This window comes from Marinobacter sp. S0848L, assembly GCF_023016065.1.
Lineage (GTDB): Bacteria > Pseudomonadota > Gammaproteobacteria > Pseudomonadales > Oleiphilaceae > Marinobacter.
Genome location: NZ_JALKAQ010000003.1, coordinates 192,513 through 209,602 on the forward strand (window position 1 = coordinate 192,513; position 17,090 = coordinate 209,602).

At 56.0% G+C, this 17,090-nt stretch carries 18 protein-coding genes; 10 read left to right on the top strand and 8 right to left on the bottom strand.

Features of this window, described 5'->3' with window-relative positions; translation table 11 throughout:
• Positions 1-2: 2 nt before the first annotated feature.
• Positions 3-719, bottom strand: coding sequence for an arsenical resistance protein ArsH (gene arsH / locus MWU64_RS05925; protein ID WP_247062510.1), 717 nt, complete (start codon positions 717-719; stop codon positions 3-5).
• Positions 720-857: 138 nt separating this feature from the next.
• Here arsH and MWU64_RS05930 point away from each other — a divergent pair, with 138 nt between their 5' ends.
• From MWU64_RS05930 to MWU64_RS05945, 4 genes are read left to right on the top strand one after another with little or no spacing between them, the layout of a single operon-like run.
• Positions 858-1,250 carry a metalloregulator ArsR/SmtB family transcription factor gene (locus tag MWU64_RS05930; protein WP_247062512.1) on the top strand — a complete coding sequence of 131 codons (393 nt, stop codon included), beginning with the start codon at positions 858-860 and terminating at the stop codon, positions 1,248-1,250.
• Between the two features lie 37 nt (positions 1,251-1,287).
• On the top strand, positions 1,288-2,292 hold the full coding sequence (locus MWU64_RS05935) for an ArsJ-associated glyceraldehyde-3-phosphate dehydrogenase (protein ID WP_247062514.1): 1,005 nt from the start codon (positions 1,288-1,290) through the stop codon (positions 2,290-2,292).
• A 1-nt stretch (position 2,293) separates the two neighbouring features.
• A complete protein-coding gene (gene arsJ, locus MWU64_RS05940; RefSeq protein WP_247062515.1) occupies positions 2,294-3,505 on the top strand; it encodes an organoarsenical effux MFS transporter ArsJ in 1,212 nt (403 codons plus the stop codon).
• Entirely contained in the window at positions 3,498-4,607 is a 1,110-nt protein-coding gene (locus tag MWU64_RS05945) for a DUF3524 domain-containing protein (RefSeq protein WP_247062517.1), read from the top strand. The genes arsJ and MWU64_RS05945 overlap by 8 nt, the downstream gene beginning before the upstream one ends.
• Positions 4,608-4,614: 7 nt before the next feature.
• Here the strand turns inward: MWU64_RS05945 and MWU64_RS05950 are convergent, their stop codons facing one another.
• Complete coding sequence (locus tag MWU64_RS05950; protein WP_247062519.1) at positions 4,615-5,016, bottom strand: acyl-CoA thioesterase; 402 nt, start codon at positions 5,014-5,016, stop codon at positions 4,615-4,617.
• Positions 5,017-5,226: 210 nt separating this feature from the next.
• Between MWU64_RS05950 and MWU64_RS05955 the strand changes: the two genes are divergently transcribed.
• From MWU64_RS05955 to phoU, 5 genes are all read left to right on the top strand, one after another.
• Positions 5,227-6,276, top strand: a complete 1,050-nt coding sequence (locus MWU64_RS05955) for a substrate-binding domain-containing protein (RefSeq protein ID WP_247062521.1) — start codon at positions 5,227-5,229, stop codon at positions 6,274-6,276.
• Between the two features lie 107 nt (positions 6,277-6,383).
• The gene (gene pstC, locus MWU64_RS05960; protein ID WP_247062523.1) at positions 6,384-7,772 is read left to right on the top strand and encodes a phosphate ABC transporter permease subunit PstC; all 1,389 of its coding nucleotides are present in this window, start codon (positions 6,384-6,386) and stop codon (positions 7,770-7,772) included.
• A complete protein-coding gene (gene pstA, locus MWU64_RS05965; protein ID WP_247062525.1) occupies positions 7,765-9,042 on the top strand; it encodes a phosphate ABC transporter permease PstA in 1,278 nt (425 codons plus the stop codon). Before pstC ends, pstA begins: the two co-directional genes overlap by 8 nt.
• A gap of 20 nt (positions 9,043-9,062) precedes the next feature.
• Positions 9,063-9,941 carry a phosphate ABC transporter ATP-binding protein PstB gene (pstB, locus tag MWU64_RS05970; protein ID WP_247062692.1) on the top strand — a complete coding sequence of 293 codons (879 nt, stop codon included), beginning with the start codon at positions 9,063-9,065 and terminating at the stop codon, positions 9,939-9,941.
• Between the two features lie 30 nt (positions 9,942-9,971).
• Positions 9,972-10,694 carry a phosphate signaling complex protein PhoU gene (gene phoU / locus MWU64_RS05975; protein ID WP_247062527.1) on the top strand — a complete coding sequence of 241 codons (723 nt, stop codon included), beginning with the start codon at positions 9,972-9,974 and terminating at the stop codon, positions 10,692-10,694.
• A gap of 92 nt (positions 10,695-10,786) precedes the next feature.
• On the opposite strand, the gene MWU64_RS05980 is transcribed toward phoU, so the two are convergent.
• From MWU64_RS05980 to mnmH, 5 genes are all read right to left on the bottom strand, one after another.
• A complete protein-coding gene (locus MWU64_RS05980; protein ID WP_199005766.1) occupies positions 10,787-11,152 on the bottom strand; it encodes a histidine triad nucleotide-binding protein in 366 nt (121 codons plus the stop codon).
• A 41-nt stretch (positions 11,153-11,193) separates the two neighbouring features.
• Entirely contained in the window at positions 11,194-12,489 is a 1,296-nt protein-coding gene (locus MWU64_RS05985; protein ID WP_247062529.1) for an FAD-dependent monooxygenase, read from the bottom strand.
• A 92-nt stretch (positions 12,490-12,581) separates the two neighbouring features.
• On the bottom strand, positions 12,582-13,136 hold the full coding sequence (locus MWU64_RS05990) for a YbaK/EbsC family protein (RefSeq protein WP_247062531.1): 555 nt from the start codon (positions 13,134-13,136) through the stop codon (positions 12,582-12,584).
• 164 nt (positions 13,137-13,300) lie between these two features.
• Positions 13,301-14,134: a mechanosensitive ion channel domain-containing protein gene (locus MWU64_RS05995; RefSeq protein ID WP_247062533.1), complete on the bottom strand. Its 834-nt coding sequence runs from the start codon at positions 14,132-14,134 to the stop codon at positions 13,301-13,303.
• A gap of 136 nt (positions 14,135-14,270) precedes the next feature.
• Positions 14,271-15,368, bottom strand: coding sequence for a tRNA 2-selenouridine(34) synthase MnmH (gene mnmH, locus MWU64_RS06000; protein WP_247062534.1), 1,098 nt, complete (start codon positions 15,366-15,368; stop codon positions 14,271-14,273).
• Between the two features lie 114 nt (positions 15,369-15,482).
• Here mnmH and MWU64_RS06005 point away from each other — a divergent pair, with 114 nt between their 5' ends.
• Positions 15,483-16,142 (top strand): 50S ribosomal protein L11 methyltransferase, encoded by a 660-nt coding sequence (locus MWU64_RS06005; protein WP_247062535.1) that lies wholly within the window; start codon positions 15,483-15,485, stop codon positions 16,140-16,142.
• 477 nt (positions 16,143-16,619) lie between these two features.
• On the opposite strand, the gene MWU64_RS06010 is transcribed toward MWU64_RS06005, so the two are convergent.
• Positions 16,620-17,000, bottom strand: coding sequence for a VanZ family protein (locus MWU64_RS06010; protein WP_247062536.1), 381 nt, complete (start codon positions 16,998-17,000; stop codon positions 16,620-16,622).
• Between the last annotated feature and the right edge of the window lie 90 nt (positions 17,001-17,090).

Here is a 17,090-nt window from a genome sequence, read left to right on the forward strand (position 1 = left end):
CCTCAGATAGACCGCTGGTTAACACGTTTGGACAGTTCTTCCGCACTTTCCTTGCGCTCGGAGTAGCGGTCGGTGAGATAGTCACTGCGGTCGCGCACCAGCATAGTGAATTTCACCAGTTCTTCCATCACATCCACAATCCGGTCGTAGTAAGACGATGGCTTCATGCGATTGTTGTCATCAAATTCCATAAAGGCCTTGGCCACTGAGGACTGGTTCGGGATGGTCACCATGCGCATCCAACGCCCTAACACCCGTAACTGATTGACTACGTTAAAAGACTGGGAACCACCGCATACCTGCATGACGGCCAGGGTTTTGCCTTGGGTGGGGCGAACTGCGCCCATGGATAGTGGAATCCAGTCGATTTGAGTTTTCATGATGCCGGTCATAGAGCCATGGCGTTCCGGAGAGCACCACACCATGCCTTCAGACCATTCGGCCAACTCTCTTAGCTCCTGTACCTTCGGGTGCGACGCATCTTCGGCATCGGCCAGTGGCAGGCCGCGGGGATTGAATATGCGGGTTTCTGCGCCCATCGCTTCCAGCAGTCGCGCGGCTTCTTCTACAGCCAGACGGCTGAAAGAACGCTCACGCAGTGAGCCGTACAGCAAAAGAATGCGTGGCGCGTGCTCTGAAGGCGCGTTCGCGAACAGCTGATCTTTGCTGGGTGCTTGGAACAGGTCGGCATCGATGTTGGGTAGGTTGGTTGATGTCATAAGGCAGCTAGAAAATCCCGAAAGTTGGATAAGCAAAAGCGCGGGCTGGTGTCTTTACTTTGACATTTTTCACCCCTAATATCGTATAAAGCATATATATGGATAATCGAATATACAATAGCGTGACACGCTCGCCTGATGGATAAAAAAAGCACTGTGCCATTACCTGAAACCAATGAACGATCGGCCGAGTTCAGCCCTGTCAGCCTGTTCCGAGCTTTAAGTGATGAGCTGAGATTGACCACGCTGTTGTTGATTCGGCGTGAGAAGGAACTCTGCGTCTGTGAACTGACGGAAGCATTCGAGGCATCCCAACCGAAAGTCAGTCGACATTTAGCGATATTGCGGGATTCCGGCTTGGTAGCAACAGAACGGCGGGGGCAGTGGGTCTATTATTCTATTAACCCTGGTCTGCCCATATGGGTCCTGCGGGTTCTCGATGAAACGGCGGCGCACAATCAGGCGTTGATTTTCGCACCGCTGGCGAAGCTTAGGGCATTGGCTGAGCGCCCGGCGCCCAGGTGTCCCTGAAGATTGATCGAATGGCCATTCATAAAAGGAGATCGCCATGAGCAAGATCAAAGTAGGTATTAACGGTTTCGGCCGCATTGGCCGACTGGCGTTGAGGGCGGCGTGGGGGTGGCCGGAATTGGAGTTTGTGGCGATCAACGATCCAGGCGCAGACGCCGGGACGCTGGCGCACCTGTTGAATTTCGACAGTGTCCACGGGCGTTGGAATCATGAAGCCGAAGCCTCCGGGGACGCGTTGGTCATTGAAAACCAGCGCATTGCCGTTACCCACAACCGGGCCATCGACGACACAGACTGGTCCGGTTGCGATCTGGTGATCGAAGCCAGCGGCGTGAACAAAACGGTCGCGGTGTTGCAGGCTTATCTGGATCAGGGCGTGAAGCGGGTGGTGGTCACAGCACCGGTGAAGGAAAAGGGTGCCAAGAACATCGTGGTGGGCGTGAACGAGCACATTTTCGACCCGGCTAGCGACCGCATTGTGACCGCAGCGTCGTGCACCACCAACTGTCTGGCGCCGGTGGTGAAGGTGATTCACGAGAAGCTTGGCATCAAGCATGGCTCAATCACCACCATTCACAGCCTGACCAATACCCAGACCATTATCGACGCGCCCCACAAGGACCTGCGCCGGGCCCGGGCTTGTGGCAGCTCGTTGATTCCGACCAGCACCGGCTCTGCTACGGCGATTATCGAGATTTTCCCGGAACTGAAAGGGCGGTTGGATGGCCACGCGGTGCGTGTTCCGCTCACCAATGCCTCGCTGACCGATTGTGTTTTTGAGGTGGAAACGCCCACCGACCGCGATACCGTCAACCGGTTGTTGAAAGAAGCCGCCGAAGGGGAATTGAAGGATATTTTGGGTTACGAAGAACGCCCGCTGGTGTCTATCGATTACAAAACTGACCCACGGTCTTCCATTGTTGATGCCCTGTCCACCTTGGTCATTAATGGCAGTCAGCTAAAGATCTACGCTTGGTACGACAATGAATGGGGTTACGCGAACCGTACTGTAGAACTGACGCGCAAGGTGGGCTTGGCCTGATATGACTGCCGCCATTCGTCAGTATTTGGTCATCACCGGAAACTATTGGGCTTTTACCCTGACCGATGGCGCGTTGCGCATGTTGGTGGTGCTGCATTTCCATCAGCTGGGGTACTCGCCGTTAGCCATTGCCCTATTGTTCATCTTCTATGAGTTTTTCGGGGTGGTGACCAATCTGGTTGGTGGCTATCTCGGTGCCCGACTGGGCCTGAATCGCACCATGAACATCGGGTTGTTCCTGCAGATTGTTGCTCTGGCGATGTTGGCGGTGCCGGCCGCCATGTTGACGGTACCTTGGGTGATGGCAGCGCAGGCGTTGTCTGGCATTGCCAAAGATCTGAACAAGATGTCTGCCAAGAGCGGCATCAAGCTGCTGGTGCCGGATGAACAGCAGGGCACGCTGTATAAGTGGGTGGCGATACTCACCGGCTCCAAGAACACTCTGAAGGGCGTCGGTTTCTTCCTGGGTGGTGTGCTGCTGATGTCAGCTGGCTTCACGGGAGCCGTGGTGCTGATGGCTGCGGTACTCGGGCTGGTGTGGTTGGCCAGCTTGTTTTTGCTCAAACAGGAATTGGGTAAGAGCAAAGCAAAACCCAAATTCCGCGAAATCCTGTCCAAAAGCAAAGCGATTAACGTGCTTTCGGCAGCGCGGATGTTCTTGTTTGGCGCTCGGGATGTCTGGTTTGTGGTGGCGCTGCCGGTGTATATGGCGACTGTATTCGGCTGGGATCACTGGAAGGTGGGCGGATTTATGGCCAGCTGGATCATTGGCTATGGCTTTGTTCAGACCATTGCGCCCCGAATTACCGGCCATACTGATGGTAAATCCGGCGCGGTGCTGTGGGCTGCGTTGCTGGCGGTGATTCCGGCCGCGATTGCCGGCGCTTTGATGGCCGGTTGGTCGGCTCAGTTGGTGGTCATCGGGGGGTTGCTGCTGTTCGGCGTGTTGTTTGCCATCAATTCATCCCTGCACAGCTACCTGATTGTCAGCTATGCCCGGGGTGATGGCGTTTCGCTGGATGTGGGCTTCTATTACATGTCCAACGCCGCTGGCCGGCTGTTGGGCACCGTGTTGTCCGGATGGGTTTATCAGGCATACGGCTTGGAAGCGTGCCTGTGGATATCTTCTGCTTTGGTGGCCGTTGCTGCCCTGTTGTCGGTTTGGCTACCCGAACGAACGGCTCACCCGGCGGCGGAGCAAGGGAGTGCGTGATTCCAAACCCCGCGTTCTGCTCCTGTCAGCCTACGATGCAGCCAGCCATAAGCGCTGGCGGGAGCAGCTGACGGATCTATTGCCAGAGTACCACTGGCAAAGCTTGACCTTGCCCCCGCGCTTTTTTCAGTGGCGAATCCGGGGTAACGCCCTGAGCTGGCTCGACGAGCCTTGTTTGCAAGAGCGCTGGGACTTGGTGGTTGCCACTTCCATGGTGGACCTCGCAACCTTGCGGGGGCTGAACCCTCAGTTGGCCCGCACGCCCTGCGTGCTCTACATGCACGAAAATCAGTTTGCCTTCCCGATCAGCCAACAGCAGCAGGATCGCGTGGAACCCCAGATGGTGAATCTGTACAGCGTGGTGGCGGCGGATCGAGTGGCCTTCAACAGTGCCTGGAATCGGGACAGTTTTTTAAACGGCGCTCAAGCCTTGCTGAATAAACTGCCGGATGCCGTGCCCGGCGGGATCATCGAACGTATTCAGCAAAAATCCGACGTAATTCCGGTGCCGATCGAAGACCGCCTGTTCACAGACGAACCTCGCGCTATCAACCGAGCCTGCCCGCACATACTGTGGAACCACCGTTGGGAATACGACAAAGGCCCGGATCGATTGCTGAACTTTCTGGAGCGGCTGGAACAGAGCCGCCAGTCCTACAAGTTGAGTGTGGTGGGGGAAGGGTTTCGCAACCACCCGAAGGCGTTTGGTGAAATTCAGGCAAAGTTCGCCCATCGGCTCGAACATTGGGGCTTTCTGGCAAGCCGGTCCGAGTACGATGCTTTATTGCGTCAGGCGGATGTGGTGCTTTCCACGGCCCTGCATGATTTCCAAGGCCTTTCGATGCTGGAGGCCATGGCGTCCGGGTGTGTGCCCTTGGCGCCGGATCGGTTGGCCTACCGCGAATACGTGCCCAAGGGCTGCCGATACCAGAGCCTCGAACAAGACGCCGAAGCAGAAGCCGCATCAGCGCTTGACTGCCTGCAGGGCATTCTGAACGAACCACCGGCGTTACGTACGCCGGACGCCTGGAAATCTTCCGAGTTGGCGCACCGCTATCGAACGCTGATCAACGAATTGCTCACCGCCGAACAAGGCGCCTGATCGGATTTTACCGCTGGTCTGGCACTTCCCGGATGCGGCCCTGTTCGTCTATAGCCACGTACACAAACAAACCTTCAGTGACCTTTCTCGGCGTTTTGGCGAAGCGGTCCAGCATCCACACTTCCACGTTGATTTTCATGGAGCTGCGGCCAATGTCCACCAGTTCGCAATAGCAACTGACTTGGGAGCCAACGCGCAAAGGCGATAGAAACTCCATCCGGTCCATAGCGACCGTCGCGCTGCGGCCCCGGGAAATACGCCCTGCCATGGTGGCGGCAGCGAGATCCATCTGCTTGACCAGCCAACCGGCAAATACATCGCCGTTAGCATTGGTGTCGGAAGGAAGTGGCACTATCTGAAGGGTCAGTTCGCCGCGAGGGTTCGGTCTGTCATCATCAAACGCTGTCATTGGTTAGCCTGTTACTACTGATGTTATGAATTGTTTTCCTGCATGGTAGCGGGGCCGGCGCGGTCTGCAAGCAAATTCGACTAATGATAGGCATAGCTTGCCGCAATCTTTGTTAAACGCTGTAACAAAGTTGTCACAGAGTCTCCTTAGGATGCACTTATCGAAGAACGAGATACGTAAACAGCGTCCACCCACATTGGAGACAAATACGTGATGAAACTGAAAACAGCTTTGACGTCTGTTGCTTTGGCAGGAAGCCTTGCCGCTGTGTCGGTACCGGCCATGGCCCGTGATACCGTGAACATTGTCGGGTCGTCTACGGTCTACCCGTTTGCGACCGTGGTAGCCGAGCGTTTTGGGCGCAACACCGATTTCCCGACCCCGAAGCTTGAATCCACCGGTTCTGGTGGTGGCTTGAAGCTGTTCTGCGCGGGCATTGGTACTCAGCACCCGGACATCACCAACGCCTCTCGTCGCATGAAGAAAAGCGAGTTCGAGATGTGTCAGAACAACGGTGTGAAAGACATCACCGAGGTCAAAATTGGCGCTGATGGCATCGTGATCGCTAACTCGAAAGACGCGGATCAGATGGATCTAAGCCTGCGTCAGGTGTTTCTGGCTCTGGCCAAAGAAGTCCCGGATCCGAAAGGCGGCGACAAGCTGATTGCGAACCCGTACCAGAAGTGGAGTGACATCGATTCCAGTTTACCGAACAAAGAAATCAGCGTGATGGGGCCGCCTCCCACCTCCGGCACTCGCGATGCGTTTGTTGAAATTGCCATGGAGGGTGGCTGCAAGACCTTTGATTTCATCAAGGCGATGGATAAAAAAGAGATGCGCAGCGTGTGCCACAGCATGCGTGAAGATGGCTTGTTCGTTGAAGCCGGTGAAAACGATAACCTGATCGTTCAGCGTCTGGCTCAGGACAAAGACACACTGGGTATTTTCGGCTACAGCTTCCTGATGGAAAATGCGAACCAGATTCAGGCCACCACCATCAACGGTGTTGAACCGACTCCGGACAGCATTGCCGATGAAGATTATCCGGTCGCGCGATCGCTGTTCTTCTACATTAAGAGTGCGCACGTGAGCGTGATTCCCGGCATCAAGGAATACGCGGAAGCGTTCACCAGCGAAAGCGCATGGGGTGACAACGGCTATCTGGTGGATGTCGGCCTGATTCCCAACCCGCGTAACGTGCGCATGGACGTGGCTAAGAAGGTGCGTAATCTGACACCGATGACCGGTAACGAGCTCTGAGCAACATCCAGAATCATCAGGGACGATGAGAGAATGCGAGCCGGAAGGTTCGCGTTCTTTTGTTGTTTCTGATTTGCGCTAACTATTCACTTAACACAGAGAACTCTATGCAAACGGCCAATCTATTGCCCCTGATTCTGGTGATTGCCGTCATAGCCTATGGATTGGCGTACATGCGGTCGCGAACGGTTGCCGGCCCTTTGGGTGGTATCCGTAACCTCAAGGCATTGCCATTTTATTACGCTGCCCGAGCAGCGTTGTGGTGTGCCATTCCTGCCTTGATTGTGTTGAGCGCTTGGGCGGCGTTTGAAGGTAAAGTGATTCAGAACCTGGTGGTTGGCTCCCTGCCATCAGAGTTGCTGCCTCAGTCGGCGGGCGAAGCCAGCTTGCTGATGTCGCAGATCAACAACGTGGCGGCGGGTAAGCTGAACCCGAATTTCGTGCCCGCAGATGTGGTGGGCGCGGCTGATAAACTGGGTGCGCTGAATGCCCAGAGCAGCCAGTTCAAGACGGTTCTGGTGGTTCTGATCGCCGTGCTCGGTGCGGCGTTCGCGTGGAGCCGGGTGCAGCCCCAGATTAATGCCCGCGAGAACGTTGAACGCACGCTTCGGTGGATCTTCTTCGCCTGCGCGGCGGTGGCGGTACTGACCACCGTAGGCATTGTTTTTTCGGTGATTTTCGAAACCGTCCGCTTCTTCGGCAAGGTGCCAATTACTGAATTCCTGTTTGGCACCTCCTGGAGTCCGCAAACGGCACTTCGAGCCGATCAAGTGGGCTCGGATGGTGCGTTCGGCATCATTCCTCTGTTTACCGGGACCTTGCTGATTTCGGCCATCGCTCTGCTGGTGGCGGTGCCTACCGGTTTGCTGTCAGCGGTCTATCTCTCTGAATACGCCTCGAAATCGGCTCGGTCCGTGATCAAACCCTTACTGGAAATGCTGGCCGGTGTACCCACTGTCGTTTACGGCTTCTTTGCCGCTTTGACCGTTGCCCCGTTTATCCGGGATCTGGCTGAAATGGTCGGCCTTGAAGCGTCGTCCCAGAGTGCTCTGGCGGCAGGCCTGGTGATGGGCATTATGATCATCCCGTTTGTATCGTCGCTGTCGGATGATGTGATCAACGCCGTGCCTCGCACTCTTCGTGATGGCTCTCTCGCCCTCGGCGCGACTCAGTCTGAAACCATGAAAAACGTGATTTTCCCGGCCGCTTTGCCCGGCATTATGGGCGGTATCTTGCTGGCGGCATCCCGGGCCATTGGTGAAACCATGATTGTGGTAATGGCCGCGGGCCTTGCCGCCAACCTGACCGCCAACCCTCTGGATTCGGTAACCACGGTCACGGTTCAGATCGTCACGTTGCTCACCGGTGACCAGGAGTTCGACAGCGCCAAGACCCTCGCAGCCTTCGCCTTGGGCATGATGCTGTTCATTCTGACCCTCGCCCTCAACATGATTGCCCTGAAAGTGGTTCGCAAATATAGGGAACAATATGACTAACTCACGCACACAGGCGGAGATTGTTCGCCAGTCGCTGAAGCGGCGATACCGTAAGGAGCGCAGGTTCCGGCTCTATGGCATGACCGCGATTGCCGTTGCCCTGCTGTCTCTGGTGGTGTTGTTCACCGACATCATTGGCAAGGGCTACACCGGATTCATCAAAACCACGATGACGCTGGAGGTGGTGCTGGATGGTGAGCAGATGTATCTGGAGGATCCGACCGATAAAGATCAGATCTCTATGGCGGATTTCCAGGCACCGATCATCGCCGCCTTGCAGCGTTATTTTCCAGAGGCGCAGTCTCGCAAAGACGTTCGTGAGTTGAGTCGGTTATCGGGCAACTACGCCAGCAATCAGATTCGTGATCTGCTGCAAGCACAGCCTGAACGGCTGGGCACCACTCAAACTCTGGAGTTTCTGGTCCACGACACCGTGTCGGTTTACGTCAAACATGCGGATAACCCGGCCTACAGCATTCGGCTGACCGAGCAGCAACAGCGATGGGTGGATGAATTGGTAGAGCAGGGCGTGGTCACCACCAGCTTCAACGACGTATTTTTCAGTCGCGGAGATTCTCGGGAGCCCTCCAACGCGGGCATTCTGGGGGCGATTGTCGGGTCGCTGCTGACCATGCTGGTGACCCTGGTGATTGCATTCCCGACCGGTGTGGCGGCGGCGGTGTATCTGGAAGAGTTCGCCCCGCAAAACAAGTTGACCGATTTCATTGAAGTGAACATCAACAACCTGGCGGCGGTGCCCTCCATCATCTTCGGTTTGCTCGGGCTGGCGGTGTTTATCGGCGTGTTCGGGATGCCCCGGTCGGTGCCGGTATTGGGTGGTCTGGTGCTGGCGCTGATGACCCTGCCCACCATCATCATTTCCAGCCGGGCGGCGATAAAAAGTGTGCCGCCGTCCATTCGCGAGGCGGCCGAGGGTATTGGCGCGTCAAAAATGCAGGTGGTTATGCACCATGTGGTGCCACTGGCGATGCCCGGCATGATGACCGGTTCCATCATTGGTATGGCCCAGGCGCTGGGCGAAACCGCGCCCTTGCTGTTGATCGGGATGGTGGCGTTTATCGTCGAAGTGCCGGAAGGCTTCTTCAGCTCCGCCACCGTGCTGCCCGTGCAGATATACCAGTGGGCCAGCAGCGCCGAGCAAGGGTTTGTCGAACTGGCCTCTGCCGGCATCATGATTCTGCTGGCGTTTATGATTTCCATGAATGGTTTGGCCATTTGGCTGCGCAAACGTCTTGAGCGCCGGTGGTAAGGAGTACACTAATGAACAGTATGAATACAGCAGCAATGCCTGCACAGAATGTGTCCGAAAAGGTGGCTAAACCCGTGATTGATGAAAAACCGGAAACCGCAGTGATTACCGAAGGCTCCACTGTAGGCCAGCCGTTTGCGGATGACCCCAAGTTCAAACTGAGAAATGTGGAAGTGTTCTATGGCGAGAATCCGGCCATCAAGAACATCAGTCTGGATATCGGCCGCAACGAAGTGATCGCGTTTATCGGGCCGTCCGGCTGTGGTAAGTCCACCTTTTTACGCTGCCTGAACCGGATGAACGACAGCATCGACATCTGCCGGGTGAAAGGGTCGCTGATGCTGGACGATCAGGATATCTACGACCCCAAGCGGGATGTGGTGGAACTGCGCGCCCGGGTTGGCATGGTGTTCCAGAAGCCGAATCCGTTTCCGAAGTCGATTTACGACAACGTGGCCTACGGCCCCCGGATTCACGGCTTGGCGAATCGCAAGTCCGACCTGGACGACATTGTTGAAAACAGCCTGCGCAAAGCCGGTTTGTGGGATGAAGTAAAAGATCGCCTGGATGCTACGGCAACCGGTATGTCCGGTGGTCAGCAGCAGCGGTTGTGCATTGCCCGTGCAATTGCCGTCAGCCCGGAAGTCATCCTGATGGACGAACCCTGCTCGGCGCTCGATCCTATTGCGACGGCGAAGGTTGAAGAACTGATTGCGGAAATGTCGGAAAGCTACACCATCGTGATCGTGACCCACTCCATGCAGCAGGCGGCCCGGGTTTCAGATCGCACGGCTTACTTCCACCTTGGCCATCTGGTGGAAGTAAACGACACCGACAAAGTATTCACCGCCCCTGATCACCAATTGACCGAGTCCTACATTACCGGTCGTTTTGGTTAAACCGGTCTGGCAACGCTGGAGACAGAAAGCATGTCCAACACAAAAGATGATGTATACGGCGATCACATTTCCGCCCGATTCAACGACGAACTGACCGAGCTGAAAACCCAGTTCCTGAACATGGGCGGTATGGTGGAAAGCCAGGTCGAGCAGGCGATTGAGGCGCTCACCAATAACGACAGTCAATTGGCCGAAGATGTTCGGCAGAACGACAAAACCGTTGACCGGATGGAAATGGATCTCGACGAAGAAGCTATTCTGGTGATCGCCCGTCGCCAACCGGCGGCACGCGATCTGCGCTTAGTGATCTCGGTGATCAAAATGGTTGCGGACCTTGAGCGGGTGGGCGACGAAGCGAAAAAGATCGCCAAGATGGCCATCAAACTGTCGGAAGAAGGGCAGGCCCCCCGTGGCTACGTGGAAATCCGCCACATTGGCAAGCACGTGCAAAGCATGCTGCACGACGCGTTGGATGCCTTTGCCCGCTTGGATTCCGATCAGGCGTTACGGGTGATGAAAGAAGACAAGCAAGTCGATGAGGAGTATCAGGCTGCCGCCCGCGCGTTGCTGACTTTTATGATGGAAGATGCCCGTAACATCACGCGATGCATGATGGTGATGTGGGTCTTGCGTGCTTTGGAACGTATCGGTGACCATGCCTGTAACATTGCCGAACACGTGATTTTCATGGCCAAAGGCGAAGACGTTCGACACTCGCCCATGGAAGAAGCCGAGCGGGTGGTTGGGCGCTGAAGTCTGGGGCATCGAGCTGGGAGGCAGCTCCGCACATCGGCCAATCTGGCTTGGGTGGGGCTGCCGGTTCCCGAGACCTTGAGTGTAGAAAATCAGGCCTGCTTCATCTTGTCGGTATACGGCGGCCAGCCCAGCGGCTTGCCTGCCAGCAGGTGCAGATGGATATGGAAAACCGTCTGGCCCGAGTTTTCGCCGCAGTTCATAACCACCCGGTAGCCATCGTCGGCAAAGCCCATCTCTTTGGCCAGCTTGGCGGCCACCCAGTAAAGGTGCCCGACCACCTCGCGGTCGCCTTCTTCGATGTCGTTGATGGTGGCGATGTGTTTCTTCGGAATGATCAACAGGTGCACAGGTGCCTGCGGGTTGATGTCCTTGAACGCCAGGGTCAGGTCGTCTTCGTAAACGATGTCGGCCGGGATTTCCCGGTTGATGATTTTGGTAAAGAGTGTTTCAGACATAATGGCTCCTTGGTTGTTCTTTGAATCCGTTGAGTGTTCGCTTATAGCCAGTTTGGCATAGGTAACCGGTTGGTGATTTCCCGAAATATCGCCGGCGGCTGACTGTCCAGCCCCATGGCATAACGGGCCACTTTGTTGCGGGCAAAGGGCAGAGCGCGAGCCGCACCAAGCCCGAGGTTGCGGGCCAGATGCAGCGGCGGAATGGTGTTGCTGAACAAGTGATAGAACAGGTCCATGGCCAGCATCATGCGCCGGTTGGCCGGTCGGCGCTGTTGTTCGTAAAGCCCCAGCCAATGGGCGCTGGCCAGATCATCTCCGCCGCGGCGCGCTTCTTTTAATAAACCTTGCAAGCACTCCGCATCCTGAAAGCCCAGATTCACCCCTTGGCCAGCCAGCGGGTTGATGGTGTGGGCGGCATCGCCGGTGAGCACAACACGGCCCGAATAATATTGCTTGGCGTGCTGGCGGGCGATGGGGAAGCTGCCACGGTCTTCGATATGGGTCAACAGCGGCAGCTCTTGTGGAAAACTTTTCTGGATTTCCGTCATCAAAGCTTCATCACTGAGGCTTTTCAGGCGTGCAATCTCGGCCGGTGCGTCGTACCAGACGAGGGATCCGCGGCTCTCGCCCGGGTATTGTGCCCCAGCGCTGTACAGCGGTAAAAACGCTCTCGGGCCGGAGGGGTAAAAGCCTTGCCAGGTGATGTCCTGCACCTCGCCCTGATAGCGCACGGAAATAATCATCGCTTGCTGGCTGTACTGGTCTTTGGTGATGCCGATACCGGCCATGTCCCGCACCCGGGATTGCGCACCGTCGGCACCGATCACCAAAGCGGCAGTCAGTTCCTGACCGTTTTCAAGTGTAACGGTGGCGCTGGCCTCGGTTTGGGAAATGCTGGAAACACCGTGACCGGCCAGAATTGAGACGGTCGGCTCGGCCTCTGCCGCTTGCCATAGCCCCTTTTGAGTGACGGAGTTTTCGACAATGTGACCCAGATGAGCGGCCTTTAGCCCATCGGCGGTGAACTCAACCTGATTGACGGTTCTGGGAAGCAGTTTGCTCAGCGGGTGGGGCGCTTCATCCCAAACGGCCAGGCGGCGGTAGGGGGTGGCACGCATCGCCAGAATCGGCTCCCAGGCGCCAAGGCTGTGCAAGTAGGCTTCGCTTCCTGCGCTTAATGCGGATACCCGAATATCGGGCGCGGCGTCCGGGTTGAACGCCGGCGCAGGGGCGCGGTCTACCATGGCAACATTGAAGCCCTCGCGGCCCAGACCGGTGGCGAGGGCGGCGCCGACCATGCCGGCGCCGACGATCACAATATCAAAAACTTGAGTCATATCGGGTTCCTGTCTGATGCCCACAGTTTACGCGAAGGCAAAGAACTGACAAGCGATGGAACTCAATCGACTCCGTTGGTGGGAGGGAGCAGTTAGCCGGTCATGCCGGATACCCGCTGGCGTGAAGGTTCTGTGGCTTGCTGGCGGCCTTTTGCCAGCCATGCCGGCTTCTGGGTGCCCGGTTTTTTGAACCCGTGCGTGAGCACCAGAGGCTGCACGAGGCTCAGGAAGTCTTTGGTTTTCATGTGCAGGGTTTCGGTATGGCTGCCGGCGGCGAATGCCAGATCTTCCTGTTCGGTAAGCGATTCTGCGCAGTAAACGGTCATGTCGAAAAGATTGCCGAAAGGCGGCATGGCGCCGACTTCACAGTTGGGGAAGCGATCCTGAAAGGCTTGTTCGTCGGCAAGATCCACGAAGTCCGTATCGAGAATTCTGGACAGGCTGTCCCAGCGAATGCGCCAAGTCGCGGGCATCACCAGCATGGCCATTTTGCCATCGAGTTCCAGAATGACGGTTTTAGCTACTTTGTCACCGGCAATCTGAACGTGGCGAGCAAGTTCCTGAGCGGTGAAGGCCGGAGGGTGGGTGAGGCACATGTATTCGGTGCCGGTTTTGTCCAGGAAATCTTTAAGCTGCTGTACTGGCATAAATACAACCTCCTGACAGTACGGACAGGGTTGTAGAGCCTTCCGAAAAAAATCCCGGGCTGGCTCCGGTAGCAGGCGGAGCATTGTTCGCCCGCCATACCGTCAGCTTAGCCCAGGATTTATGCTTTGCGAATAATCGTTCGTCCTGTGTGACAGGGTTCCGATTAGTCGGCTTTGATCATATGCACATCGCGCTGTGGGAACGGAATAGAGATGCCTTCCGCATCGAATGCTTTTTTCACACGTTCCTGCATGTCCCAGTAGAACGGCCACAGATCCGCAGAGCTGGTCCACGCACGAACCTTCAGGTCAACAGAACTGTCGCCCAGTCCACCAACCACGATCAGCGGTTCGGGGTCTTTCAAGGCACGTTCGTCTTCTTCGATCAGGCGCTTACAAATGGCCTTGGCCTTATCGATGTCATCGTCGTAACCAATACCGAATGTCATGTCACAACGCCGTGTTTCGTAAACACTCATGTTGGTCAGGCTGGAGTTGGACAGGTCGCCGTTAGGGATAACGATACGACGGTTATCAAAGGTATCGACAATGGTGTAGAGAATGCTGATCTCACGTACCGAGCCCAAAAAGCCTTGCGCTTCGATAACATCGCCGACTTTGAACGGTTTGAAGATCAGAATCAGCACGCCGCCGGCGAAATTGGCCAAACTGCCTTGTAGTGCAAGACCTACCGCCAGACCAGCCGCACCGATGATGGCCACGAACGACGTGGTGGCTATGCCGACCATTGAGGCAACGGAGATCAGCAATAGAATTTTCAGTAGCGCGCCAATCAAGGCACACAGGAATTTATTCAGAGTCGGGTCTTTTTTGCCGAGTTTGTTGTCCAGAACGGTGACAAAACGATTGATCACCCATAAACCGATCACGAGTGTAATGATCGCCAGCAATACCTTGGGGGCATAGGCCATGACCATCGTGATGCCTTGCTCCAGTAATTCGGAAGCTTTGCCGCTATCGCTGAATAGCTCTTCCATAGAAACGCTCCTTGATGTTTTTGGTGGATGTGCAAGCGGGGTAACTTGCTGTCTTAACAGGTTTAACCTGAACCAGTATAGGCATGTATCCTAGAGTCAGCGAACCGCATGACGCAAATCAAGTTTGCGTTGACGGCTAATTGCGATGGGCTTGGGCGTACTCGACGATTTCTTCGGGGCCGCCTCGTACCAGGATCCGGCCTTGCTTCTGGCTGAGTTGGTAGTCGTACATCGGGTCGTAATAACGGGTGAGCAGGTTTTCGATCCAGAGGTCGTGGGCTTCAATCGAACCTCTTTGCTGTTGCTCGAGCGCCTGCTCCATCTGGGCGCGTAGCTGCTGGTGTCGCTCGCCACCCAAGCGTTTGCGGATGCGGTCGAGGGCGCTTAGCAGGTAGTCCCGGAAATTGAGCCAGCCGGCTTCTTCACCATCGCGCGCAACGTAATCAGCGAGCATGTTTTCCACATAATCGGCCCGGATGATGGAGATGCGTTCGTCCATCGGCTGTTCCAGTATGAGTAGGCCGGATTCGCTCATTCTGGCGCGCAAACGTTCTGGCATGGCGCAGCGGCCAATCAGGCGGCTTTCGTCTTCCAGATAAACGGGGCCGCCCACGTTATGGTGGGCTTTCAGGATGGCGACCGCCAAGCGGTTTTCAAAGTCGATCTGGGACGGTTGCGGGCTGACTTGCCGGCCAAAGCTTGAGCCGCGGTGATTCGCCAGCCCCTCAAGGTCCACCGGGTTGGGCAGCTTGAGCAGAACCCGGGTTTTGCCGGTGCCGGTGCGGCCACTGAGAACCTGAAAATCTTGCTTCTCGATGAGCGCATCAAGGCTGTCGATCAGGAATCGGCGCAGCGCTTTGTAGCCGCCCTTAACCAGTGGGTAGTCGATGCCGGAATCCTTGATCCACTGCTGAGTCAGCCGGGAACGCAGGCCGCCACGAAAGCAAAACAGGTAGCCGTTCGGATGCCGGGTGACAAAGCGTTTCCAGGCTTCGATCCTTTGTGCCTTGAGGTCGCCTGAAACCAGTTGGTGACCGAGCTCGATGGCCTTGTCCTGTCCTTTTTCTTTGTAGCAGATGCCGATTCGGTGACGTTCTTCGTCGTTCATCAGGGGCGCGTTGACGGCACCGGGGAAGCTGCCTTTGTCGTACTCAATCGGTGCTCGCACGTCCATTAGCGGCACATCGTTCAGGAACAGGTTCAGATAATCATCGGTATCGGGTCTACTGGCCATGTCCTCGGGTCACTGTGGTTTTGAGTGAGCCGGCAGTATACCGGACTGCTATTATCCCGGCATCCTGGCTAAGGGTACAATGTCGCTCGTTTATGTACCTGATCAGGACCTATGATGACGCCAGAACATCTCAATCAGCACCTTCGTAAGACCTTGAGTCGGGGTCGCGTCGCCGAATCTGCACCCGCGGGCTGCCCGAGTATGCCACTCTATTTGTTTGATCCTTCGGTATTGGAAGGTCCGCTCAGCCATGATGAAGCGCAGGCGGTTGTTGCCGAGCCTGCTTATTGGTCATTTTGTTGGGCTAGTGGTCAGGTGCTGGCACAGTGGATTCTTGATCACCCGGAGTTGGTTCGTGGTAAATCGGTGCTGGATTTCGGGTCCGGCTCGGGGGTGGTGGCGGTTGCAGCCGCGAGGGCGGGGGCCGCTCGCTCGATTGCGTGTGATATCGATCCTGCAGCCTTGGATGCGGCAGTCGCAAATGCCGACCTTAACGGCGTGAACGTGGAGTTGTGTGACGATTGGGCAAACCGGCCAGAAAATCTGGATTTGGTTACGGCAGCTGATGTGCTTTACGACCCTGAAAACCGGCCGTTATTGGCAGCCTTTCAGGCCGCGGCGAAGCAGGTGCTGCTGGCAGATTCCCGGGTTAAGGATTTGGGCAATGCGGCCTTTGTGCGCCAAGGCATGGTTGAGGCACGAACTTGGCCAGACCTGAACGAATTCGAAGAGTTTAATAAGGTGCGAATTTACCTGGCAGAAGGCGAGGGTTAACAGGCGAAAAAAATAAAGGGCGACCCGGAAGTCGCCCTTTACAGGTACTGAACCGCCATCCTGAGCAGTTCACAGTCGGAACAAATAGCGCGTCCTTGCGCGGTGAGCAACAGCCTTGTTGCTGGATCCTTTGCCTTTCCCTGGTGCCAGCGTCCGAGCCGGCAATCCAATTCGATTTCCCTTAAGCGAGGCGTCCATGTGTCCTTGCCTCCCCCCTCAATCCTTGTGGGGGTGCGTCCAATGCGTCGTCCATTTCCCTGTCATCCCTGACGAGAAACACTATACCAAGGCTTCTGTTGCAAACCTGTGACCCTGGCACGAAAACTTGGATCTGTTTTGAATGATTTTGGTGATAATTACGTAAAATTAATGGCTTACGCGTCTTTTTGGGTGCTCGGTGAAGAGCTGCGTACGTCATGAAGCCGAAAGTTCCTACGGGCTTGTGAGATATGTCGCACAAGGCCGTTCGGAATTATCTTACGTGGTTGTCCCGATGCGCCGGATGCCCGGCCAAAGCAGCATGCCGACAGCAATGCCGAGGGCGTCGGCCAGTACATCGGCGAGAGAAAAATCCCGATAGGGCAGAGTGGCCTGAACCGCTTCAAGCACAAAGCCAAAACCCAGTAATGCCGGTACGTACCAATAGAAACCGAGGCGCGGCCAGGCCAATCGCGTGACGATGGTCAGCTCAGCGAAAGCGATCAAGTGATTGATCTTGTCATTGGCGGACGACGGAATGGGGTAGCTCTGGTCGGTGGTCGCCAGATATAAAATAGCCGCAAGGGACAGAAACAGCACCGTTTGCCAGAGCCGGGACAGGTGCAGGAGTGAATGAAGAGTTTGTCGAAAACGACGCATAGGGAAATCCGAGTGTAGTTGCGGGCTGTGGGATTGTGCGTGACATGATATGCTTTGCGCCCCGTTATTGTCATGGCAGCGGAGGACCAC